Origin of the sequence: Psychrobacter sp. ANT_H59, assembly GCF_008369225.1 — a bacterium.
In the GTDB taxonomy this organism is placed as follows: Bacteria; Pseudomonadota; Gammaproteobacteria; order Pseudomonadales; family Moraxellaceae; genus Psychrobacter; species Psychrobacter cryohalolentis.
In genome coordinates this window covers 399,325-423,392 of record NZ_VOBE01000003.1, presented here as the reverse complement: position 1 = coordinate 423,392, position 24,068 = coordinate 399,325, and the positions used below count along the sequence as shown (strand labels likewise).

At 43.0% G+C, this 24,068-nt stretch carries 22 protein-coding genes; 15 read left to right on the top strand and 7 right to left on the bottom strand.

Features of this window, described 5'->3' with window-relative positions; all coding sequences use genetic code 11:
- The first annotated feature begins 131 nt into the window (after positions 1-131).
- The 4 genes from FQ083_RS07450 to FQ083_RS07435 all read left to right on the top strand — a co-directional run bounded on the left by FQ083_RS07450 (position 132) and on the right by FQ083_RS07435 (position 4,497).
- Positions 132-1,916: an AMP-binding protein gene (locus tag FQ083_RS07450; protein WP_149409394.1), complete on the top strand. Its 1,785-nt coding sequence runs from the start codon at positions 132-134 to the stop codon at positions 1,914-1,916.
- A gap of 236 nt (positions 1,917-2,152) precedes the next feature.
- Positions 2,153-2,869 (top strand): ribonuclease PH, encoded by a 717-nt coding sequence (gene rph / locus FQ083_RS07445; protein ID WP_011514467.1) that lies wholly within the window; start codon positions 2,153-2,155, stop codon positions 2,867-2,869.
- Positions 2,870-2,944: 75 nt separating this feature from the next.
- Positions 2,945-3,436 carry a hypothetical protein gene (locus FQ083_RS07440; RefSeq protein WP_149409393.1) on the top strand — a complete coding sequence of 164 codons (492 nt, stop codon included), beginning with the start codon at positions 2,945-2,947 and terminating at the stop codon, positions 3,434-3,436.
- A 236-nt stretch (positions 3,437-3,672) separates the two neighbouring features.
- Positions 3,673-4,497: a hypothetical protein gene (locus FQ083_RS07435; RefSeq protein WP_149409392.1), complete on the top strand. Its 825-nt coding sequence runs from the start codon at positions 3,673-3,675 to the stop codon at positions 4,495-4,497.
- Positions 4,498-4,601: 104 nt separating this feature from the next.
- Here the strand turns inward: FQ083_RS07435 and hemJ are convergent, their stop codons facing one another.
- From hemJ to serB, 6 genes are all read right to left on the bottom strand, one after another.
- Entirely contained in the window at positions 4,602-5,036 is a 435-nt protein-coding gene (hemJ, locus tag FQ083_RS07430) for a protoporphyrinogen oxidase HemJ (protein ID WP_011514464.1), read from the bottom strand.
- A 97-nt stretch (positions 5,037-5,133) separates the two neighbouring features.
- Positions 5,134-6,264, bottom strand: coding sequence for a biotin synthase BioB (bioB, locus tag FQ083_RS07425; RefSeq protein WP_149409391.1), 1,131 nt, complete (start codon positions 6,262-6,264; stop codon positions 5,134-5,136).
- A gap of 209 nt (positions 6,265-6,473) precedes the next feature.
- Positions 6,474-6,980 carry a hypothetical protein gene (locus FQ083_RS07420; protein ID WP_011514462.1) on the bottom strand — a complete coding sequence of 169 codons (507 nt, stop codon included), beginning with the start codon at positions 6,978-6,980 and terminating at the stop codon, positions 6,474-6,476.
- 170 nt (positions 6,981-7,150) lie between these two features.
- A complete protein-coding gene (gene aciT / locus FQ083_RS07415; protein ID WP_020444294.1) occupies positions 7,151-7,540 on the bottom strand; it encodes an AciT family ciprofloxacin tolerance protein in 390 nt (129 codons plus the stop codon).
- A 371-nt stretch (positions 7,541-7,911) separates the two neighbouring features.
- On the bottom strand, positions 7,912-8,922 hold the full coding sequence (locus tag FQ083_RS07410; protein ID WP_020444293.1) for a DUF368 domain-containing protein: 1,011 nt from the start codon (positions 8,920-8,922) through the stop codon (positions 7,912-7,914).
- Between the two features lie 185 nt (positions 8,923-9,107).
- Positions 9,108-10,310, bottom strand: a complete 1,203-nt coding sequence (gene serB, locus FQ083_RS07405) for a phosphoserine phosphatase SerB (protein WP_149409390.1) — start codon at positions 10,308-10,310, stop codon at positions 9,108-9,110.
- A 451-nt stretch (positions 10,311-10,761) separates the two neighbouring features.
- Between serB and FQ083_RS07400 the strand changes: the two genes are divergently transcribed.
- The 6 genes from FQ083_RS07400 to FQ083_RS07375 all read left to right on the top strand — a co-directional run bounded on the left by FQ083_RS07400 (position 10,762) and on the right by FQ083_RS07375 (position 16,122).
- Positions 10,762-12,264: a hypothetical protein gene (locus FQ083_RS07400; protein ID WP_149409389.1), complete on the top strand. Its 1,503-nt coding sequence runs from the start codon at positions 10,762-10,764 to the stop codon at positions 12,262-12,264.
- A gap of 193 nt (positions 12,265-12,457) precedes the next feature.
- Entirely contained in the window at positions 12,458-12,694 is a 237-nt protein-coding gene (locus tag FQ083_RS07395) for a PA3496 family putative envelope integrity protein (protein WP_011281113.1), read from the top strand.
- Between the two features lie 337 nt (positions 12,695-13,031).
- Complete coding sequence (locus FQ083_RS07390; RefSeq protein WP_020444290.1) at positions 13,032-13,589, top strand: UPF0149 family protein; 558 nt, start codon at positions 13,032-13,034, stop codon at positions 13,587-13,589.
- Between the two features lie 140 nt (positions 13,590-13,729).
- A complete protein-coding gene (locus FQ083_RS07385) occupies positions 13,730-14,206 on the top strand; it encodes a YbjQ family protein (RefSeq protein WP_149409388.1) in 477 nt (158 codons plus the stop codon).
- Positions 14,207-14,257: 51 nt separating this feature from the next.
- Entirely contained in the window at positions 14,258-14,794 is a 537-nt protein-coding gene (locus FQ083_RS07380) for a YbjQ family protein (RefSeq protein ID WP_149409387.1), read from the top strand.
- A gap of 404 nt (positions 14,795-15,198) precedes the next feature.
- Entirely contained in the window at positions 15,199-16,122 is a 924-nt protein-coding gene (locus FQ083_RS07375; RefSeq protein ID WP_020444287.1) for a bile acid:sodium symporter family protein, read from the top strand.
- Positions 16,123-16,411: 289 nt separating this feature from the next.
- On the opposite strand, the gene FQ083_RS07370 is transcribed toward FQ083_RS07375, so the two are convergent.
- Positions 16,412-17,491, bottom strand: coding sequence for a formate/nitrite transporter family protein (locus tag FQ083_RS07370; protein WP_149409386.1), 1,080 nt, complete (start codon positions 17,489-17,491; stop codon positions 16,412-16,414).
- Positions 17,492-17,832: 341 nt separating this feature from the next.
- Here FQ083_RS07370 and FQ083_RS07365 point away from each other — a divergent pair, with 341 nt between their 5' ends.
- The 5 genes from FQ083_RS07365 to FQ083_RS07345 all read left to right on the top strand — a co-directional run bounded on the left by FQ083_RS07365 (position 17,833) and on the right by FQ083_RS07345 (position 23,972).
- Complete coding sequence (locus FQ083_RS07365) at positions 17,833-20,802, top strand: valine--tRNA ligase (RefSeq protein ID WP_149409385.1); 2,970 nt, start codon at positions 17,833-17,835, stop codon at positions 20,800-20,802.
- Between the two features lie 398 nt (positions 20,803-21,200).
- Entirely contained in the window at positions 21,201-21,527 is a 327-nt protein-coding gene (locus FQ083_RS07360) for a hypothetical protein (RefSeq protein ID WP_149409384.1), read from the top strand.
- A 24-nt stretch (positions 21,528-21,551) separates the two neighbouring features.
- On the top strand, positions 21,552-22,091 hold the full coding sequence (locus tag FQ083_RS07355) for a hypothetical protein (protein WP_149409383.1): 540 nt from the start codon (positions 21,552-21,554) through the stop codon (positions 22,089-22,091).
- Positions 22,092-22,231: 140 nt separating this feature from the next.
- Positions 22,232-23,539 carry a VWA domain-containing protein gene (locus FQ083_RS07350; RefSeq protein WP_149409382.1) on the top strand — a complete coding sequence of 436 codons (1,308 nt, stop codon included), beginning with the start codon at positions 22,232-22,234 and terminating at the stop codon, positions 23,537-23,539.
- A 16-nt stretch (positions 23,540-23,555) separates the two neighbouring features.
- Entirely contained in the window at positions 23,556-23,972 is a 417-nt protein-coding gene (locus FQ083_RS07345; protein ID WP_149409381.1) for a hypothetical protein, read from the top strand.
- Positions 23,973-24,068: the final 96 nt, after the last annotated feature.

Below are 24,068 nucleotides of genomic sequence, written 5' to 3'. Positions count from 1 at the left end.
TAAGATCTGTTTGCTTATGAGCGAAAAGACTTCTTATTCACAAGTTTTTGATTTTGCAAATGAGTGACTAACGACCACGGTGATTTAATTAGACATATTCTATATTTTAACGGCCACATTTAAGGAAAATTATGACTGATAATATCAATAAAGAGATGACAGACCATAAAGCTGCGAACAATACTCAATCAAAGGCTGGAACGAACACGTTTCCTACTATGCCGACGATAGCGAGTGACAGTCCATGGTTAAGTGCTTATGAGCGCTATGGCATTAATCCTACCATTGAGATGCCAGATGACAGTACCTCTTTACTTGATGTGTTCGAGCGTAATTTCAGCCGTTATGGACAGAAAACTGCCTATATCTGCATGGGTGCTTCTATTACCTTTAAGCAATTGGATTTATACAGTCGTCAAATTGCCAGTTATTTACAGTCATTAGGGCTCGTAAAGGGTGATAAAGTCGGTGTCATGATGCCCAATATCTTGCAGTATCCTGTAGTGGCTTTGGGTATCATTCGCGCAGGTATGGTACTGGTCAATGTCAATCCATTGTATACCAGCCGCGAGTTATCGCATCAGCTGCATGACAGTGGCACCAAAGCATTGTTCATCGTCGAAAACTTTGCAAAAACTTATCAAGATGCGCAAGATAAGGGTCAAGTGAAGCATGTGATCGTCTGTAAAATTGGCGATATGTTAGGCACGATCAAAGGACCCGTGGTCAATCTGGTCGCCCGCCATGTCAAAAAAATGATTCCCGCGTATCGTTTGCCAGAGAGCACGAGCTTTAAGCAGGCATTAAGTGCCGTATCAGCTAGCAAATATCAGCGTCCTGATTTGAACTTAAGCGATGTGGCATTATTGCAATATACCGGTGGTACAACTGGGGTAGCTAAGGGTGCGATGCTGTCTCATGGCAACTTAATCGCCAATATGCTACAGATTAGCGCGCTCATGGACAGCGCTTTTGAAGAGGATATAGACGCTACTGATGTGCTTTTGACCGCGCTACCGCTATACCATGTGTTCTCGTTTATGGTTTGCGGGATGTATAGCATGTACCAAGGTTGTGCTGGTTTGCTGATTCCAAACCCGCGTGATCTTGATGGTTTGATTAAAGAGATGGGCAAATACAAACCGGCCTTTATCCCTGCAGTAAATACTTTGTTTAATGGCTTGGTACATAAAGAAAGTTTTGCAGATCTGGATTTCTCTAGTTTAAAAGCCTCTATCGGTGGCGGTATGTCGGTACTACCAAGTGTGGCAAAAGAGTGGCATAAAATCACTGGTCTGCCTATCGTTGAAGGCTATGGCTTGTCTGAAACCTCACCAGTAGTTGCCTTTAACCCAATGACCATTGCTGAATTTACTGGGAAGATTGGTATCCCTGCCCCTAGTACCGATGTCATTTTGATTGACGATGATGAAAACATGGTGGCTATCGGTGAGCGTGGTGAAATCTGTGTCAAAGGTCCACAAGTCATGATTGGCTATCAAAACCGCCCTGAAGAAACGGCTGAAAGCTTTACTGCCAGTGGTCATCTTAAAACAGGCGATATCGGCATTATGGACGAAAAAGGCTTTATCAAAATTGTTGACCGCAAAAAAGACATGATTTTGGTTTCTGGTTTTAATGTCTATCCAAATGAAATCGAAGAAGCCATGAGCGAGCATCCAGGGATAGTAGAGTGCGGCGCGATCGGGATTCCAAATGATGATCGCGGCGAAGACCCAAAGCTGTATGTGGTCAAAAAAGGTAATGTGACCGAGCAAGAGCTGCTTGATTTTGGCAAAAAACAACTGACCGGCTATAAGCGTCCGCGTCATATTCAATTCGTTGATGAATTACCAAAATCAAACGTGGGCAAAATCCTGCGTAAAGAATTGCGTAAGATGGAAGGTCTAGAATAACTTTTACAGCTATTTTTAATCAAGACAGCGGTGCGATAGCTTGTGTGAATCTTGCTATTGCACCGTTGTCACGTTAGGATAACCTAACATTTAGCCCTGCTAGAGCATTCAGCTGTCATTTATTTTAATATATAAATTTGCTGGAAATACTGATTGGCTAACCACATAACCATAAATTTAAATCTAAACCTTTTATTCTATAACACTGCTTTTACAACTTCGTACTAGGGAATTTTATGCGTATTGACAACCGTGAGCTTAATCAACTTCGCTCAATCAGCTTTGAGCGCCATTACACTAAGCATGCTGAAGGGTCAGTATTGGTCAGCTTTGGCGACACCAAAGTACTGTGCACCGCAAGTGTAGAGTCTGGCGTACCGCGTTGGCTCAAAGGTAAAGGCAAAGGCTGGATCACGGCTGAATATGGCATGTTACCACGCGCGACCAATACTCGTAATCAACGTGAAGCGGCTCGCGGTAAGCAATCAGGTCGTACTCAAGAAATTCAGCGTTTAATAGGTCGTAGTTTACGTGCCATGATCGATTTGAGTAAGCTTGGTGAAAATACCATTTACCTAGATTGTGATGTCTTGCAAGCGGATGGTGGTACTCGTACTGCTAGTGTGACCGGTGCCGCGATTGCCCTTATCGATGCCTTAGAGAGCATCCAAAAAACTAAGAAACTAAAAGCGGATCCATTGATTGGTTTGGTTGCTGCCGTTTCTGTTGGTATGAAAGATGGTAAAGCGTACTTGGATTTAAACTACGAAGAAGATGCCAGCTGTGATACGGATTTGAACGTGGTGATGACCCAAAAAGGCGAGTTCATTGAGCTACAAGGGACGGCGGAAGAAAAGCCATTTACTCGTGCTCAAGCTGATGACATGCTTATTCTAGCCGAAAAAGGCATCGCTGAGCTGATTGCTATGCAAAAAACTGCCTTAGGTTGGTAGTCATATAAGACCGCAATACGGCTTACTATTCATATTTTTATAATACTTTCACTGCTTTTTTATAGGTAAACGTGCATGCTTAAGCTGACTGATGACGGCGCCAAAATTACCTTACAAGGACAGCCCCAAGCATTAGACAATGGGCTGTTTTGGTTTGGTGCGGCGTTATTGGTAGGTGCAGTATGCGTCGCGCTGGCAATGAGTCTGTTGCCGGTACGATGGTCAATTGGTGCGCTTGCACTGCTGATTATCGGTAGCTTCTTTTTTAATCGGCAGCGCCAACAGCATAAAAAAGCGACAGCAGGTAATATTAGTAGCGGCATCTTATGGGTGCGTGCCGGTGAGCTGGTACATGACAACCAAGGCAAGCGTATGCCTATTCAGCTAACTGACAGCGATACGATAAGTCTAGTAGGCGAGCAATTAGAGATTACTGATGGCGATTCTAAACGTAAATATTGTATTAGTGGTTTTGATAATATCCAAGAAGCCACTGCTACCAAAGCCATTCTACAAGGTCAAACACTGACCAAACGTCATGTTAATATCAAAATGAGCAGCGATTAAGACCTTTATTATTAAAGGTTTTTTTAATGTTAAAGTTTTTTAACCCGCTCATCTTATATCATTTATTTACCGCTTATCCTTATGTTTATACCTTTTATCGTTTATTTAAGCGTGATAAGGCTTGCAGAATCCTGTCCAAATGGTTTATAAGTAAGATTGAAAAATCTCATCATACTTATAATGAATACGGTTATCGCTACTATGGTTATTGATACTATATTGACAAGGAGCTAGTCATGTCGCGTTTGCCCATTTGGTCAATCACAACGTCGTGCAGTGCATTATTACTTACTCTGGGTGCAGTCGGTCAAGTTCACGCCGATAGTATGAGCAGCTTGATTGCTCAAAAATCTTCTCTAACTGATTATAGCGCCCGCTATACACCATCGTACCCCGCTGTCCCTGCTGCTAAAATCAGTACGCGATCCACTATCCAACGTGCTGGTACTTCTAATAGTTATCGTTCGAATACAAGTAATACGCAACCAAGTTATTCTAATAGTAGCTATGCTAATAAAACCTACTCTAACCAAAATGCTTATGTTAGCAGCAACCAACCTAATTATCGTTATCCTGAAGTACAACGCCAAGTATCGTCAGTTCTACCCGCATTTTTATCAGGCAACTATGATAATGTCGATAGCGAGTATCTACCGTTACTCAGCAATGCCGAAACGCAAAGTAGTCTGGCTGCCCGTGAAGTCATCAGCACTGCCCGTAAAATGGCGCTGAACGAGCGTACGATTATTCAAGGCGGCTGCTGGGATTATCTGAATGCGGTGTTCAAACGAGCCGGGGTGACGCGCGATACCATCCATAAAGGTACCTATGGTCAAGGTCCTTATGCCAATAGTGGTGAAATCGAAGTTGGTGACTGGCTCTACTATATCAATCATGGTTATAACGGTGTCGAGCACAGCGGATTGTTTGTTGGCTGGGTTGATGAGCAAGCAAAGCAAGCGCTGATATTAAGCTATGCTGGCGAGAGCCGCCGCGAGCCTGCGCGCTATCGTGTTTATGATTTGAGCAATGTCTATCAAATTATGCGCCCGAACGTTTAATACAGACCTTCTTAATATAGTTTATTCAAACATAAAAAAGCGTCCCTCACTTGATGAAGTGAGGGACGCTTTTTTATTAAGCATTGCCTATACTAGAGCCAATTTTAGAACGGTTTAACCACCACTAGAATCACAATAATGACTAAAGCAAATACGGGTACTTCATTAAACCAGCGCCAAAATACATGCGACTTATATTGCGGGTTATCGACCAGCTTTTTACGATAAAAACCACAGGCACCATGATAAGCGGACAATAGAATAACTAAGAATATCTTTACGTGTAGCCAGCCTTGGGTTTTATAGACGTCCCAACCCAAAAACACCATCCATAACCCAAAAGCCCAAGTCGCTATCATAGCTGGCGTCATGATGCCGCGATAGAGCTTGCGCTCCATGATAGTAAAGCGCTCTTGACTGATCTTGTCATCGCTCATTGCATGATAGACAAATAGGCGCGGCAAGTAGAAAATCGCTGCAAACCAGCACACCACGGATATAATGTGTGCCGCTTTAATCCAATTAAAATAATCTGCCATGCTGAAGTCTCTTTGGTTATTTTAAGCAATGATAAACGCGAGCAAGCTTAGCGCAGATTATCTGATAATGGTAGCGTTAAGCCAAAACTACTCAGCCCTAACTAGCCAAAACTACTTGTGATTGATGACCGCTCATAGCATCCATGACGGGCACTTGCTTTGGTGCGCGAGGAGCGGCAAATTGCTTGGTTAAGCCAAGCTCGCGCATGAGTCTATCATCGCCTGATTGACTGGCGTTACCCGTGGTCAGCAGTTTGTCACCATAAAAGAATGAGTTGGCACCTGCCATAAATGCTAATGCTTGCTCAGCGTCAGATAAGCTTTCGCGACCAGCAGATAAACGTACATAGCTACTTGGACAGCAAATACGTGTCACAGCAATGGTACGAATCCACTCAAGAACTGACAATTGACCTTCTGCCAAGACCTTATCACCGATTGGCGTGCCCTGAATCGGCACCAATAAGTTGACTGGAATAGACTCTGGTGCTTTAGGCATTTTTAGTAGCTCATGCACCCAGTCAATGCGGTCATCACGGCTCTCACCCATACCGACGATATTGCCGCTACAGACGTTGATACCTGAGTTGCGTACGTTGGTGATGGTATCTAGACGCTCATCGTAGCTGCGCGTACTAACTACTTGCTCATAGTAGCTTCTAGACGTATCCAAATTATGATTGTAGTAATCCAGTCCTGCGTCTGCCAGTTGCGCGGCCTGATCAGTATCTAGCATACCTAGAGTCATACAGGTCTCAAGCCCTAAGGCTTTGACTTCTTTGACCAGCTCGACCACATAAGGCATGTCTTTGGCACTAGGGTGCTTCCATGCTGCGCCCATGCAAAATCGTGATGAGCCAGTAGCTTTTGCGCGTTTGGCAGCGGCAATCACCTTGTCCACCTCTATGCGCTTCTCAGCGACCAGCTTGGTTTTATCGCGGTGATGACCGGATTGTGAGCAGTAGCCGCAATCTTCAGGGCAGTTGCCAGTCTTGATAGACAACAAGGTGCTGATTTGTACTTCATTGGCATTGAAGTTCTGACGATGTATGGTTTGCGCTTGTAATAATAAATCCATCAATGGCAAATCGAACAATTGGGCAATTTGCTCGCGACTGCATTTGCTGGCAGTGGCTTGTGTGGCATCGGTCGTTAGTGATGCTAAAAAATCGTTGTCATTGCTATTAGCGTTGTTATTTGGCTCTGTGATATTAAGCAGTGCTGACATAATATAAATCCTTTTATAAAGATATTAGGCATGGTCATAGAAGATAAACATCGGATGTCGCTCATCTGTTTTAATTTTTTAGTAGTACTATCTACAATAAAAAAGGTTGCGCTATAGTATAGCGCAACCTTTTTAGAAAATCAGAAACTAGCGAAGCAGTCATTCAGCTATCAGTAACAGCTATCTATCTATCGCTTCTGATTATTCGATTATTTACCCAACTTGTGCTTAGCAACGCCGACCCAATGGTTGGCAAGTTTTTGAGCTTTATAAGCATATGGCTTGGCTTTTTGGATATAAGGTTTACATTCTTCTGGAATGGCTGGCACGATATGCTTAGCAAGTTTATTGAACCACATCATTAGGCTGTAATCGCCTTCGATGCTTAAGTTGCCTTCTTGTACGGCAGTCATAAAGGCAGGAAGGCTGCCTTTAGTTAAAAGCTTAACGCCTGTCATAGAGTCTTTAAAATTGATAGTCAGGTCAGCTTCTTTAGCATGACCACTATGTTGGCTAAATTCACCATTATCAAAGCTATAATAACGTGCCACATCTGCTTCAGTGCTAGCAAGCTCAATGATAACCTTACGATCTGCAAGTATTTTTTTAACATCTTCATTATCGCTATCAGCTAGCATAGACAAACGATAACCAATCACGGCTAATAAAACATCTAATGGATCAGACTTAATATCCAAAACCGGTACAGTAAACATAGACAAACTCCTAAAAAATGAGACGCAAATAATGCGTACTTTATAAAAATTTTTGTGACAAATATATAAGTAGATTATAAACGATTGCTAGGTGTCAATTCTTTAGGAGTTACGTAGAGAGCCTTAAGTATCTTGTAACATTCGATGACAGCAATATGATAGCGCAGGGTTTAATGAAAGCGTGGCTGATAGTCGTCGTCATAGACGGGTGTATGCTCTATATAGCGCGCTGCTTGCAGCTCACGCTCTTGTATCATGCTGCGACTGACATCCTCATAACGTAACGCTCGATATAAGACCCATGCGCCCAAAGGCAGCCAACTGATACCCATAGCAATTACATAATTGTGCCATTCTGACCATAAGAACCAATGTGTCACTAAACTATGAATCATTTCTACGGCTAACCAGTATCCCATGCCGCCAAACAAATACCAAAGCAACCAGCGCTGTGATGACACAGCAATAGCAACAACTGCGATTAAAAATAAACCATAGCCCAATATGGCACTTGTACTCAACGCCTCGCTACCAAATGTAGAAAATATTGTTAATAACATTGTTCATCTCGCTCTTCATAAGGTGAATTCTAACAAGGCTATTATGGAAGTTTGTAGCAGAAAGCTAAAGCCTCTGAAGGCGACTTTGCGACAACAGCTGACGTTTGATTTTTTAAAAGTATTTAGCAAAATAAATGGTAAATCTTACAGTTTTAGAGAACAAAAAAACGCCTTAGTCTGGGCGCTTTTTTTGATGGTAAGATTTAATATAGTGGGTTAAATATAGAAGAGTTATGTTAAGAATAGCATTATGCTGGTATAAATTTCTCTCGCTTGCTGTGCGCTTTGCACTCCAGAGGCTTCGCAAAATTTATCCCAGCAGTACTGTATTCTTTTTAAATTGAATCGACTATAGCAAGAGTATACAGGTATTAAGGGCGAGGGCTACGGCGACCCCAAAGCGATAAGGCAGTCACTAGAATGGCACCTAATAGCATCAAGCTCAAGGTCGTTAACCACTCTGCGCCAGTAGGGTAATGCCATGGCATGACGTTATGGATGGCTTCACTATTTAATGTCCCTAGGGCATCTGTTTTCCAAGGCCAGACTTTGACTAACGAGCCTGCGATAAAGCCGATAAGTAGCGCTAAAGTAGCTTGATAATAACGGGACAATAACCATTTAAGCATACGGGTAAAGAGCAATAATCCCGTTGCCATACCAGCCACCAATGTAAAGATAATAGCAAAGTTTAAAGTATGAACCGCTTCGAGTACCGTGTCATAAGCACCCATCAACAATAAAATAAAAGATCCTGAGATGCCTGGTAATATCATCGCGCAAATAGCGATAGCACCGGCAACAAACAAATACGGCAAACTTGGCGTCGTATTCATCAGAGGCAAGCTGCTAATGATAACGGCGCTGGCTACTCCAAGCAGGAACAAGAGCGCCCGTCCGATATTCCAGCGCTTAATCTCACTTAATAACAGAAAAACAGTTGCAATGACCAAACCAAAAAAGAAAGACCAAATCATTAAAGGCTGATTGTCTAATAAATGCTTAATAACACCGGCAAGCGTTGCAAGGCTGGTGGCAATACCCATCAACAAAAACAATAAAAAAGTGGCATCGACTTGTCGCCATACTGCGATTAAACCTTTGATACCACCCTCTTGGCGAAAGACCTGCCAAAGATTGGGACCCACACTGCTCAAAGCGTTAATTAAGCGCTCATAAATACCTGCAATCAATGCAATCGTACCGCCAGAGACGCCCGGTACAATGTCAGCCGCGCCCATTGCCAACCCTCGCACATAGACACCCAGTAATTCCTTGGGGCTATTTTTATAAATCGGGCTGCTTTCGTCAGCCGCAGGTTGGTTATCTAACTGGGTGGAAGATGACTGGGCATCTGGCCGTGGTGATTGTGATGCCGTCATGGACAATCCTTTTTATTGGACAAGATAAAGTTACTGGATAAGATAAAAGTGGCAATATGAAATGACAATCGCGTATGGCAGTATAGTAGCGCCAAAAAACACTGTAAAGCAGAGAATAAACCATAAAAGCTGGACCAATTAAAATGTATCAGCCCAGCTTTTGGTTCGATATATTTTATAATTAGCTAAACTTTGCTGCGTTCACTGCTGCGTAAAAATGCAGGATAGCCTAGCGCATAGAGCACCCCTTCAAGCCCTGTGACATTCACAGCGGCATCGGCGCGCGCTTGTACGATAGGTTTTGCATTAAAAGCCACGCCCAAATCGGCCAGTGCCATCATCGGTAAGTCATTCGCGCCGTCACCGACACAAACCACTTGAGACATCGTAATACCTAGGCGCTCAGCCGTATGGGCGACGATAGCCGCTTTTTTAGCCCCATTAACGATAGGCAACTGTATATGACCGGTGACTTCACCTTCTTCGATATCCAATGAGTTGGCGTGTACTTCATCAATACCCAATTGCTCGGCGATATAGCGAGCGAAGTACGTAAAGCCACCGGATACAAGGACCGTATGATAGCCCAAAGCTTTTAGAGCGCTAATGGTGGCCAAGGCACCTGTTGATAATGTTAAGCGACTGCAAATTTCATCAAGCACGCTGGTTGGAATACCTTGTAATAACGCCACGCGCTGCGCAAAAGATTCATCAAAATCCATCTCGCCCCGCATGGCGGCTTCAGTGATGGCTTCTACTTGCTCGCCAATACCTGCCGTTTTTGCCAGCTCAACGATGACTTCTTGTTCAATCAACGTAGAGTCCATATCAAAGCAGGCAAGCTTATGAGTGCGCAGCATATGACCGACCGATAAGATATGACAATCGACGACATCCAAATGATCGCTTACGACGGCGTTTTGAGCGTTGTTATAAGCTTCAGTCAAGTCGCGACGCAAACGCGTGGTCAATTGGTCATCAATGATATGTGCGGCGGCAGTTTTTTTGGCAGGATGCATCAGGGTATCAGTCACTGGCACCAATAGATAACGGAACACTTGCACATCGATAAATGAGCGTTTGGCAAAAGGTTGCGCCGTATCTACATCAGCAATTTCAACATCTACAAAATTGGCATCAGCATCTTCTGCAACCGTGACCAGATGCCAATTTGGCTGCTCATCAACCCATGATTGTACATACTGGTGGATATCAAGTGAAGATACATGCGTCGGCAATACCACAATCAAAGCAAAAATAGGCAAGGATTGTAGTGCATCAAAATCCTGTAAATTGGTACCCTCTGGTAATAACGAGGCCACGGAATCAACCGCCTGTTGCCATGCTTTGCTGTCTTTTGGTAACGAGTAAGAGGTATTGTTTGGCATCGCTCAATTGTCCCTTGTATGCTGATATAAGATTAGGAATAATAACAGCTTTAGTAAGCAGCGACTATAGATGAGACGCAAAGTATCAGTGGCGAATAAAACGGCAAATAAAACGGCGACTGTTGCAAAAAAATCTCAGTAAAATTGAAATGACTCATTACAAAAAAATTATGATACTCGCTAACGCCATAACCCTTACTATGGTGATATAGTAGATGTCAATGAGTGGGTAAGCGAGTCGTAAATACTGCTTAAATGCTTGCGCCACACATAATTGCACAACATAACTACTGTAAGATGGCAGCGTTAAATAATCAGTCTCTTAAAAAAAGATTATTTAAACAATGCGGTATTGAATTGAACAAATATAGCTGCATACTCTTGCAAAAATGAGCGAATGAGCAATAGCCTCGTTTTTTAACTCCATTTATCCAAAAAAGTTTCCCATATCATGACCTATTTAGCGCCGCGGCAAGGGTTGTTTGCCATCATTCTTCTGGTTAGTTTTTGTTTGCAAACCCTATTATTGGTCATCAGTACCGATCAACAGCTGAGCAACAGTCGTGCGCAAAAAGGCGAGCAAATGGTTGCTCAGCTCATTGACGAAGCGCGCCTGTCCTTAGAAAATAAAGACCGCGTCAGCTTAAGCGTTATTGCCAATCGCTATACCAGCGAACAAGACGTAACCCGTATCCTGATTAAAGACAATAATGGCGATATCTTGGTGCCTGTCGGCAATGCGCCGATGCAGCAGGGTGATACCATTAGCCAAATTGCAACCAAAGGCGATGCGGTCATCGGTAGTGTGGCATTGACTCTAAAGGATATTAGCAAGGGTGAAATCATCGCCATGCAATGGCCATTTGTGATTGGTTCGATGGTGCTGCATTTATTGCTGTGGCTGATTTACAGCTATATCGCTCGTCCAACCAGAGAGCAAATCAACGCCATCAGCCGCGATGTTCAAGACTTGCATCGTGAGCAGTATACGCAGCTCGATCAGCGTGGTTATGCTCGTGAGCGAGAACGTCGTCAATCAATGTCTGCTGCTGATGGTGATAGTAGTGAGACAGGTACTAGCCAAAGTGATCGTTTAGTCAATGCTGCTCAAGCAGCTGCCAGTACAGCGTATAACCAGCAACCTAATACGCGTAAATTAGATATTCATAGTGCTGTCAATCAGTATGTCAGAACCCAGCAGAATCAAGATTCGACGCTCGTTGATAATACTAACGGTACAACTGCGTATGCTGCCAGTAATATGACAGACAGTGATGTCAATGATCATACTGCTTATAAAGCAGAAGACAGTAGCCAGCATGCTAACAATCATGTCTCTCGATTGTCTGCCACCAGAGCATTTGATAGTGTCAGCGTCCAGATTGTCTTTCATGATGAGTTTAATATGCTTGAGCGCTTGGCACCGTCTCAACGTCTGCCGTATTTGGCACTCTGTACGCAGCTACTAAACCAAGCGGTGACTGAGTTACTGAAACAGCCATTGTTGTTGGGTGTAAGCGCACTCAATGAACCACAATTTGATGAAAGTGGTGCTTATGTGATGCTTAAAGCAGAGAATAGCCATGCAAAAGTTGCATTGGCAGGCGTGATGCTAGCCAAGCTATACTTGATGCTGAATAAAATTATTCATGATAAGCATATTGAGCTGTCACGATTTGCGCTGCCAGCCAAAGCTGGTGTGAGTGACAATGCCCAAGTCGATGCCATGACGCATCTGCTAGATAGCGTCGGCAAAAAAGAGCAGATGCTGATTTTATTGCCAAATGGTGGTCTTAAACAAATCAGTCATCATGTACAAGTACAAAGCGTCATGCGTCCAACGACAGTTTATGAGCGTGAGTGTGCAATATTCGATGGTGGCAATGATGCGATGATTCAGCGTTTGGCCGATGTGCGTAATGCGGTATTGATGATCGATGACTCAGAAGAGTAGGATTAGATATTCTATTTAACTTGCAGAAATTGTCTACAATTGCCTGCGCGATAATGACCAATAGTGTCTTGTTGTTGACTTGTAAATGCGTCATAGTAATAAAAAGCATTGACAAGGCTTAATAGAGACTTTATAAGGCATATATATATTGATAACTTTTCAGTAATTTTGCCAAAAAAGATAGGAGTTGGTCATGAGTGATGCTGATATTGATGACGATTTTGATGATGATTTCGTTGATGATGATGATGCAAAGATGGTTGAAGAAGCAGAGACGAGTGTACGTACACGCTTAAGTAGCCTTGAGAAGCGTCGTCTAATTGATAATCTACTAGAAGAAAAACGTTTGGCTAAAGAGCTAAAAGATGATCTAGACGATATCGATAATTTTGATGAAGATGGCGATGATTGGGATGATGACGAACTTTAATTCGTCATCGCTATAATGAGGTTATCACGCAAATATTTTGCGAATAATTTTTAAGTGTTGATTTGCACTCTTATGGCTATTAGCTAACCATCGTTAACTAATTATCCTAAGTGTGCTGTGTTAAGCTGGTTGGGTTCTGATTTTAATAGTATCAATAGTAAACGGCACCTATTTAACCAGCTATTTCTCACAGCTGTACTTTAGCAATAATTGATTTAAAAAATCTTTGGGTAGATTGACTTATTCAAGATAATCGTCATCTTTATACCTCTCGTTATTTTATATAACTCTTATTTATTGCGCATGGCGCAATCCATCTTTTAAGGACAACGACACCATGACCAACCAACTTAGTTTCGATGAACTACTCGATTATTTAGACAACGAAGAAAGCGCATTTGTACTTGATAGTGTTGCTACTCATGGTTTTTTGACTGCGACGGTTATTGGGCGTCCACTGCCTAATTGGTTAGAAGCACTGTTTGAAGATAATGTGAGCGAGATTCCAGCAAACGTGATTGATGGTATTCAGCGCTGGCGCGAGTCGATCATCGCTGAGCTAAAAAACGAGACGCCTATTGAGCTACCATTTGGTGAAGATGCGGGTAATGAAGAAGTGGCGGTCGATTTTTCTGATGATTCAGATATCGTTGCTTGGTCGATTGGCTTTGTGGATGCAATGTATGGTGATGAAGCCAGTGATTGGATGGAAAACGAAGAGACTGCAGAAGATGTGGCTGTTTTGACCTTGCCGATGATTGTGCTGAGTGGTATCGATGATGAAGATCCTGAGCTTGCTGAGATGCGTAAAGATCAAGATAAAATGGTACAAATGGTAAACAGCATCGAAGGCAACTTAACTGAGCTGTTTTTGTTGTTCCATACTAACGACTAAAGAGTTTGCTCAATATAAATTATTTGAGCAATGTGCTTTTTAATGCGTTTTAAAGTATCGCGCTTTTATCTTGAACGGGCGATATGTTTTTTATCATTCTGTAAGTCACTAATTCTGTAAGTTACCAATAAGGCTGTACTATGACTGTCCAACTCTCCAATCTTGAGCACTTGCCCAACTATCAGATTACTGAGCGCTTGGATGTGGTATACGGCAGTACCGTGCGCTCAAAGCATGTTGGTAAAGATTTATTTGCGGGTCTAAAAAACATCGTAGGCGGTGAGCTCACTGCCTATACGGAGCTGTTAGAAGAATCGCGTCAAGAGGCGATTGATCGTATGATCGTCAAAGCTGAGGCGTTGGGCGCTGATGCAGTGGTTGGACTGCGTTTCTCGACCTCTAGTATTGCACAAGGTGCCTCTGAGCTATTTGTTTACGGTACAGCGGTCAAAGCCGTACGGATGCCACAACAGCCTGTCTATCAATCAACGAATCAACCGCCGAATCAGTCATCAACTCATCATTCTCAATATGAAGAGCCTGTGGCGTCAGTTGCTCAGCCTTCAACAGTAAAGTCACCTGATGATTTACCGCGCTTTAATCCTTTTGGTGAATAAGACTACGCTCAAGTACTGACAGGTAGCCTTTTTGATGATAAGAGACGTTCCATGAATCAATCGTTCAGCCAAATGTTGATGAACTATGCGCCGCTGCTGGTATTATTTATAGTTGGCTGGTTTTTTGGTGCGCGTCATGAGCGTCAGCATTTGGCAAGATTGACGATTGCCGAAGCTGAGTTGAGTCATATTATTGTCTCAAATGAGCGTTTTTATGTACCAAAACTAGTGTCGCAGTCTGAGGGTGAGTTGGTGCTTGGTAGCGTCGTTATTGCGCAGGATTATTTTAAAATGGTCATTGCCAAAGTGCTGAGTTTCTTTGGCAAAAATCTCACCACCTATGAGACCTTGCTTGATCGTGCCCGCCGTGAAGCTCTAGTACGTATGCGCACTCAAGCACAGGCAAAAGGCTACAATCATATTTATGGTTTGCGTCTTGAAGTCAGTAATATCAATCAATTGGGTAGTATGGTCGAAGCGATCGCTTACGGTACGGCAGTGCTTAGTACTGAAAATTCTACTAAAGCGCCCAATAACGCTTTCAGCAATACTCCTGCCAAAATCTCAATCAATACTTCCAAAATATAACTTCTTATACCGTCATAGCTATTTAACTAAAAGTATTTAACGCCAATTATTAAAATCCAAATTATCCAAAAGCTCACGTTAAACACTCTCATTTAATCTCATTACAATCCCTTTTATTCCTACTCAATCTCTATATTCTGCATTTGACTGGCGAGTTGTTGAATAAAACAGCTAAACCTAGCTTTTGCCCTATATACTCCCCTTATCAATTCTTAATTATTGTTGATAGTTAGCAATAGCATGCTATGAGATATGCTATAAAAGAATGGTTTAAAACGGGTGATGTCCGTTATCTATAAGCATTAGCAGGTAGTGACAAGCGTATTAGCAAGGATTGCTAATCAGGCATCATTGAATCATTATAAATTGACCTAGCAATAGGTCTTATCTACAGGGATGTAGTTATGGAAAGTCTGGCTCTAGTCACCTTAGTAAATAGCGTTGTTATTCCTATTTGCTTGTTTTTAATCATGATGGGTATGGGTTTGACCCTTATTACCAATGATTTTAAACGGGTATTAAAATACCCAAAAGCCGTTGGTATTGGCTTGACCAATCAGCTGATACTGTTGCCAATTATTGGCTTTGCCCTAGCTAATATCATGCCATTACGCCCAGAATACGCCGTCGGAGTTATGCTCCTCGTTCTGTGTCCGGGCGGCACTACCTCAAACTTATTTACCTATTTGGCTAAAGGCGATGTGGCGCTGTCGGTGACGATGACAGCGATTGCCAGCGTTATTACGGTATTTACCATTCCCATTGTACTGAGTTTTTCATTGATTTATTTTATGGGCAGCGGTAGTGAGTTTGAATTGCCGGTAGTAAAAACCGTGCTTACCTTAGTGGTACTGACGATTGTACCTATTAGCATTGGGATGCTGATTAAACGCTACGCACCAAAAGTCGCCGATCGCTCACAAGTCTATGTGTCTCGATTTGGGGTGATATTTTTAACGTTTTTAGTGCTGTTTTTGTGTTATGTACAACGCGATATCATTGTCGATGCCTTTATCGCTACCGGCCCTGTATCGGTATTATTAAACGTCTCAACCATGGCGCTCGGTTATTATAGTAGCAAATGGTTCGGTCTTAACTTAGCGCAAAGGACTTCGGTGACGCTAGAAGTCGGTCTACAAAACAGTACCTTGTCGATATTTATGGCATTAACGCTATTATCTAACTACGATATGTCGATGATGCCAGCTATTTATACCTTGGTAATGTTCCTAACGGCAGGCATTTTGGTGCGTATATTTAGCGCTCGGCACAATAAGCTGAGAAAGTCTGAGATAGAAAGTAGTGTGTTGGCAGCGCGTATGCTGTAAGCGGAAATGTGTGGTTTATCATAATTAAGCACTCACAATTGCTCGATTATAATTTTTTAGTTATAAAGCTGCATAACCGCTTTCGATATAGTCAGTGCTAAATAAAATAAGTACAAAGGTTATAAAGGGCTACTGTGGTAAATTTTCCTTGCTTGCTGTGTGCTTTGCACGCCAGAGGCGGCGTAAAACTTATCCCAGCAGCCTTGTACTGTTTTTCAATGGAATTATTATAGTTAAAAGCGGTTGTGGAATTTACGCGCCCGATTTAAAAATACCGTACTAATTATCTCTAGTAAGGTCCACGGATATTGTTTTGTGCTTCTAACTTATCCTTAGCTGTTTCTTCCTTTACTTTGGCTAATTCGAATAGGAAGGTACGGTTTTTAAGTATCGCGACAAACACCACGCCGCCGACGGTATTGCCGACCAACACCACGGCTAAAAACAGCAAATAACGGCCCAAGCTGACAGTATTGCCATAGAGCAAGGCTGAGAATACTTCGATATTACCCACGATACTATGATGCAAACCCAAAAAGCCGATACTGCCAGTAATAAGCGTCACCAAGACGATGCGGCTAAGGGTATCGCGCGCTGAGGTCACAAGCCACGCGGTGACGCCCATCATCCAACCTGCCAAGATGGCACTGCCAAATATTACCCACCATCTAAACCCTAAGATATGCTCGGCGTAAATATCAATGTCGCTGACGCTAAATAGCTGCATATTTAAACCTAAACCTATCATTAATGCCGCAAATAAACAGCCACCAACGACGTTGCCAGCGATGACAATGCCCCACAGGCGTAGCAGCTTATTGAGAGGTTCGATTTTATTGAGCACAGGTAGGCTTAAGAGTGAGGTTTGTTCGGTAAATAATAGCGACTGACCGATGACGACGATGATAAAACCAATCGGGTAAAGTAGGGAGGCGAGTACAACCGCATAATGGCTCGGTAGCACGCCACTCAATAGCGCAAAAGCCGCTAAAATCATAAAGAAGCTGATGCCAATCTCAAGGCCAGCGGTAAAAGCACTGGTAAATAGTGAGCCAAGTGAGCGCTCAAAAGTTTCTCTGGCATCCATCACTTGCTCAACTAAGATACTGGCATAGCTTTTTGCTTGACTTAAATTGTCATCATTAGCAACTTTTTTGATGGTTTCTTGGTCTTCTTTGCTAATATCCTCAGAGAAGTCTTCGTATTCCAAGTTTTCTTTTGCATTAGTATCGTCTGGCGTATCCGCATCGCTAATATCTTTATTTTTAGTACTAGATAGATGATTAGCGCTCTCATCAATCAAGCGCTGATCATCTATCTTGTCAGCTTTAGAGTGGCTGTTATTGTTGTGCTCAGTATCTTGGGACACAGTTGGCTCGCTATTTATCAGGCTATCATTTTAGGATAAAACGCCATTTATTATGCTATACGATAACTATATAAGTTCTCGCATCACCTGTATTTTATAACACGACTAGGATTTATTTTGTGGGAAGTTCAGCCGATTGGAGTTGTTTATTGGTATTTTCTGCTATTTGCTGGTGTTAGGGGCGTAATGACGCGCTGTAAGGCTGATAAATTACCTTAGCATCTAACAAAATCTGCCTATCTGCGTTAAAATCACACTATCAACTATTTTTCCTGTTTTTATAGCGTTTTGCGCTATCTCATTTTGACCACATTCATTATCAACAATAAGATCACCCTATTATGAGCAATCCTAATACCGATACCAGCATTGATAGCAATGCGAAAACCAACCTGACCCAGTCGATCCAAGCGGCGCTAAGCCAATTAGAAAGCGCCTATAATCCTGCGGAAGTCGAAGCCGGTATGTACAAAGGCTGGGAAGAAAGCGGCTATTTTAAGCCGACTTTTGACAAAGACGAGTCGTTCTCTATCGCACTACCACCGCCGAATGTCACTGGCTCGCTGCACATGGGACATGGTTTTAACAATGCAATCATGGATGCGCTCACCCGTTATCACCGTATGGATGGCGACAACACACTGTGGCAGCCAGGTACGGATCATGCTGGTATCGCGACTCAAATGGTCGTTGAGCGTCGCTTGGAAGCGCAAGGTATCAAGCGCCGTGATATGACGCGTGAAGACTTCATCGATAAAGTGTGGGAATGGAAAGAAGAGTCGGGCGGCAATATCACTAGCCAAATTCGCCGTTTGGGCAGCTCGGTTGATTGGTCACGTGAGCGCTTTACCATGGATGATGGTCTATCTAACGCGGTAAAAGAAGTGTTCGTACGTCTATTTGACGATGGCCTTATCTATCGTGGTAAGCGTCTAGTAAACTGGGATCCTAAATTCCAAACCGCGCTGTCTGACCTAGAAGTAGAAAACCACGACGAGAAAGGCAGCTTGTGGCATTTCCGCTATCATTTCACGGATACAGAGCTGCTGACTCAAGATGGTAAAAACTATCTTGTGGTAGCTACCACACGTCCTGAAACGCTCCTTGGTGATACGGCTGTTGCGGTCAATCCTAGCGATGAGCGTTATGCGCATTTGGTCGGTAAAACCATTACTCTGCCCATCACTGGTCGCGTCGTGCCTATCGTCGCTGATGATTATGTCGAAAAAGACTTTGGTACGGGCTGTGTAAAAATCACCCCAGCACATGATTTTAACGATTATGAATTGGGTCGTCGTCATAGCTTGCCATTGATTAACATCCTTGATGAGCGCGCCAATATCTTAGCATCGATGGAAGTCTATCCTGACTTGCAGACACGTGAGCCAGAATTAGAGACCACGCCAAGCGAGTACGCAGGACTTGAGCGTTTTGCTGCGCGTAAGTTCCTTGTCGAGCAAGCAGGCGAGCAGGGCTGGCTAGAAGATATCGAAGACTACGCACTCAAAGCCCCGCGTGCTGAGCGTGGCGGTACGATCGTTGAGCCATGGTTGACCGATCAGTGGTATGTCGCAGTCAAAGAATTGGCCAAGCCTGCGATTGACGCGGTAGAAGACGGCAGCATCGAGTTCGTCCCTGCGCAGTACAAAAACATGTATATGTCGTGGATGACTGATCTGCAAGACTGGTGCATCAGCCGTCAGTTGTGGTGGGGTCATCGTATCCCTGCATGGTATGACGATGCGACGGGTGAAATCTATGTCGCCCGTGACGAAGCGGAAGTGCGTAGCAAGTACAGTCTCAGTGACGATATCGTATTGCGCCAAGATAATGACGTGCTCGATACGTGGTTTAGCTCAGGTCTATGGACGTTTAGTACGCTTGATTGGGCAGACGTTAACGCCGATCCACGCGTGATGGACACCTTCCACCCGACCAGCGTGTTGGTGACAGGTTTTGACATTATCTTCTTTTGGGTTGCCCGCATGATCATGATGACCATGCACTTTGTGAAAAACGAAGATGGCACGCCGCAAGTACCTTTTAAGACCGTCTATGTGCATGGTCTGGTACGTGATGGCAATGGTCAAAAAATGTCAAAATCGAAAGGTAACGTCTTAGATCCGATTGACCTAATCGACGGTATTGATCTAGAAGCGCTGGTAGAAAAACGCACCAGCAATATGATGAATCCAAAAGACGCGGCCAAAATCGAAAAGCAAACACGTAAAGAGTTCCCAGAAGGCATCCCAGCCTTTGGTACGGATGCACTGCGCTTTACCTTTACCTCCCTTGCTAGTACGGGTCGCGATATTAACTTTGATCTAAAGCGTGTCGAGGGCTATCGTAACTTCTGTAATAAAATCTGGAACGCCAGCCGTTTTGTCCTCATGAACTGTGTCGATAGCGAAGGCAGTGCCAAGCCTATCGACCAAGCGGCAAACCCTGACGTTTGGGAATTGCCAGAAAAATGGATCATGAGTCGTCTGAACTCTACCGTTGCCGATATCCATCAGCATTTCGCTCAGTATCGTCTCGATATGGTCAGCCAAGATATCTATGAGTTCATCTGGAATGAGTACTGTGATTGGTATGTTGAGCTTGCCAAAGCCAGTCTAAATGATGACTCGGTGTCTGACGAGCGTAAAGCGCAAATCCGCTATGTACTGCTGCACGTGTTAGAGACAGCGCTACGCTTTAGCCATCCAATCATGCCGTATCTGACCGAGCAAATCTGGCAGACGGTCGCACCACTATTGGGTCGTAAAAACACTGACAGCATCGTAGTCGCTGACTATCCAAAAACGGATGAGGCACAAATCAGTGAGCAAGTTGAGGCGGATATGGCGTGGCTACAGGAGCTAATCGCGAGCGTCCGTAACATCCGTGGTGAGATGAAACTGGGCAACGCGGTACGTCTGCCAGTGCTCCTACAAAACGTCTCTAGCGATGAAGATGCGCGTCTATCACGTATCAAAAACCAGTTCAAAGCGCTTGCTAAGGTCGAGAGCCTAGAGATCGTCAAAGCAGGCGATGAGGTGCCACTATCGTCATCAAGTATGGTCGGTCAGCTACGTGTACTCGTACCGATGAAAGGTCTGATCGATCCAACGGCTGAGCTAGCACGTTTGGGTAAGTCATATGATAAGTTGAAAGGTCAATCCGAAGGCATCGCCCGTAAGCTAGGCAATGAAGGCTTTGTCAGTAAAGCACCAGTCGAAGTAGTCGATGCTGAAAAAGCGAAACTGGCTGAGTTAGAAGGGCAGTTGACGGCGATGACAGCGCAGATGGAGCAGTTAAAGGCGTTGTAACTAAAGCAAAAGCTTAAAGAGCATGGCCTCAGCATCTGATTCCTTTAATAATGGGCAAATATGCGATGCATGGGGCGTTGTTCTTTAATGACTCAGCTTGTCCCTCGCGCTAGATTGAATATAGTTAGATGTATTACGCTGTTATAGGCTACTTTAGAGTCATAGTGTTTTGCACGAAACAAGCTATAATATGGTAATATTAGCAAAACAACTATTAATTAATGAACTATAGTTCTATAATACCTCTGGTTATTTTCCGTTAGAAAGCTATGAAAATTCATATTTTCTATTACTCTACCGTAATAGAAAAATCTATTAGTTACAATTATAATTAGCTTACTGTTATATACTTGATCTACAAGAGGCTTATATGAGATTTGTTTTATGCAGAGGTACGAGTGGAACAAACTGATATTGCAAATGAAGTAGCCCAAAAGACCGAGTTAGCAGAAGGTAGCACTGGTAAGGTTGAAGCGGTGACTAATTTTCTGTCTAATCTATTAGAAACTGTAGGTCCAGAATATTTCGTAGCTATAGTATTTTTTTTTGGTGCTCACTGGTATCTTCACAAGTTATACAAGTCCAATTTAGATAATAGGCAATTACAAATTGATCGATTAGCAGCAGATAATAGTGAGTATAGAGACAGATTTCTCGCGATACTTGATGAGAAGTTTTCATACGATAGTACTACTAAAAAAAGCAATAGAAAGAAGGCTAAGTGAAATGTTAGAATGGAGAAAATTATTATGTTAATACTAATGCTAGTAATTGCTGTAATATTTGCTCTTTTCGAAACTGTCTACTTGAAAAGAATTCAGAAGCACGATCGTTATATTTTTGAATTTTGTGATTTACGCAGAGATATGATTACATATCTATACGAAGAGAGAAATGGTTTATCTAGGTCTGATTATATTCAGCTGAGAGAAATTCTGAATACTAACAATGTTACTATCCATAACTATAAGGATAGTAAACATACAATGTTTAATTTTCGACGATTTATAGATAAGCTAAGAGTTATTGAGAATAAGAAAAGTAGAGTAGAAAGCAATGTTTTGCCAGAGGTAAAAGTATTTCAAGTACGACTGGTTCATATAGTTTTTGATGCTTTTCTAGCTTATACTCCTTTCTTAAAGTCTGAAGTTATAATTAAAGTACTATATTTTATTACCTCTAATGCTGTAAAAGCAGGTTTTAAATCGTTAGTTCCTTATGAAAAAGATTTAGAATTTATTAGAACTCTGGGAAAAGAACATAAGGCTGAGCAAGCTAAATTTTGTTAGCTAGGCTATTCTTAGTAAAATTATATCAGTTCTACATACACAGCCGCTATAGCTCTTAGTTATAGTGGCTTTTTAATGTCTAAAACTGCGTTATCGATCAAGAAAAAATTGTTATTAATTATGATTTATTAAGGAACACCATGAACCATCTCACCGTCGGACAACGCGCGCCTCTAAGCAATCTTGCTATTGACGATGCCGCACCCATCACGCTCAAGTTCACTCGCCAAAGTCCGATAGAGATGGACATCAGCTGCTTTGCCTTGGACGCAGCGGGCAAACTGATCAATGATGATTACATGGTGTTTTATAATCAGCCAACCTCACCTTGCGGGCAAATCAAGCTCACCCATTACGAATCGCAGCCAACAGCGAATAAAGGTATCCAAGCCGAGTTTGAAGTCAACTTATCCAAACTGGCTAATAATATAGACAGCTTGTTTTTTGTATTATCAGCCGACACGCCGCTTAATCAAATGCAATCGTTAGAGATTGGTATTTGGCAGCAATCGCAAAAGGTACAGGCAGCGTATCAAGCCGCAGACTTTGCCCAGCAGCAAGCCAGTATGCTGTTGCAGCTTTATCGTAAGAGTGGTGTTTGGCGGGTATCTAACGTTGCGCAAGGCTTTAATGGCGGACTTGCCGCCATCGTGCAGCACTTCGGTGGTGATGTAGAAGAGGGTAAAAGCGACGCTTTATCTTCACAAGCTCCGCAACCTTCTAAAATAAATACTTCAAAAGTCCCTTTAGAAAAAGTCATGCTAGAGAAAGCACCAAAGCTAGTTAACCTCGCCAAAAAAGCCACTATCTCACTAGAAAAACACCAATTACAGCAATTAACCGCAAAAGTGGCACTGGTGTTAGATGCTTCAGGTTCAATGAACAGACAGTATAAACAAGGCCGCGTGCAAGAGGTGGTCAATCGCTTATTGCCATTGGCAGTGAGCTTCGATGATGACCAAGCGCTAGACTGCTGGGCGTTTGCCCGAGATCCGCAGTATTTGGGCGAGATTGGGCTTAGCAACTATGAGGATTTCATTGACAACGCTCATGGCGGCTGGCGCAAATGGGCACTTGGCCCACGCATCAACAATGAAGCAGAAGTCATGAAGGCCGTGACAGAGTTTTATCAAAAAGACGGCTTGGATGTGCCCGTATACGTGCTATTTATCAGTGATGGCGGAGTGAATGACAATCGCGGTATCACGAGAGTCATGACGGAAGCGGCGAAACTACCGATATTTTGGCAGTTCGTGGGCTTAGGCGGTCGTGGTTATGGCATTCTAAAAAAACTAGACGATATGACAGGGCGCGTGATTGATAATTGCGATTTTTTTGAATTAGATGATTTGGATGACATTAGCGAAGAGTCTCTTTATGAGAGTATGCTAGAAGAGTTCCCAAGCTGGCTAAAAGAAGCTCGTAAGATTGGATTGATAACATCATAACTGAGGAGTAACCGCCATGTTCACTGTGAAAACAACATTAACTACAAAAGCCCTTACTTTAAGTACTTTGTTTTTAAGTCTAAGCGCTTGCGTCTCACTGCCTACCAATGAAAACACCTTAACAGATGCTGATCTCATTCGAGCTGCCCAGCAAAAAGAATCAGCACCAACCGAAGGCGCGCAGCAGAAGGTCATCGGCGTGCATAACGGTATCGAAGTGGTCAAGTCATTCCAGTGCTCAGACCTCTGTCCGCAGAATACCTTGCGCGTGATTTATTATGACGTACCTACCGATGCCACTTGTGACAGTATCGGCGGTGTGACCAAATCCATATTAGTACCCATCGCCATTACTGTGATGCCAAAAGAATACTGTTTTCCAAAAGCAATCGCTGATTACTGGGAAAGCTATCCTGCCAAACATAGTGAATAGCGACCGATATTTACCTAACTGCTAAACAAGCTACGTATCCGTAGCAAAACCGTGCAAAATCAGTCTTGAACCTAGGTTTCAATTTCTTTATCTTTG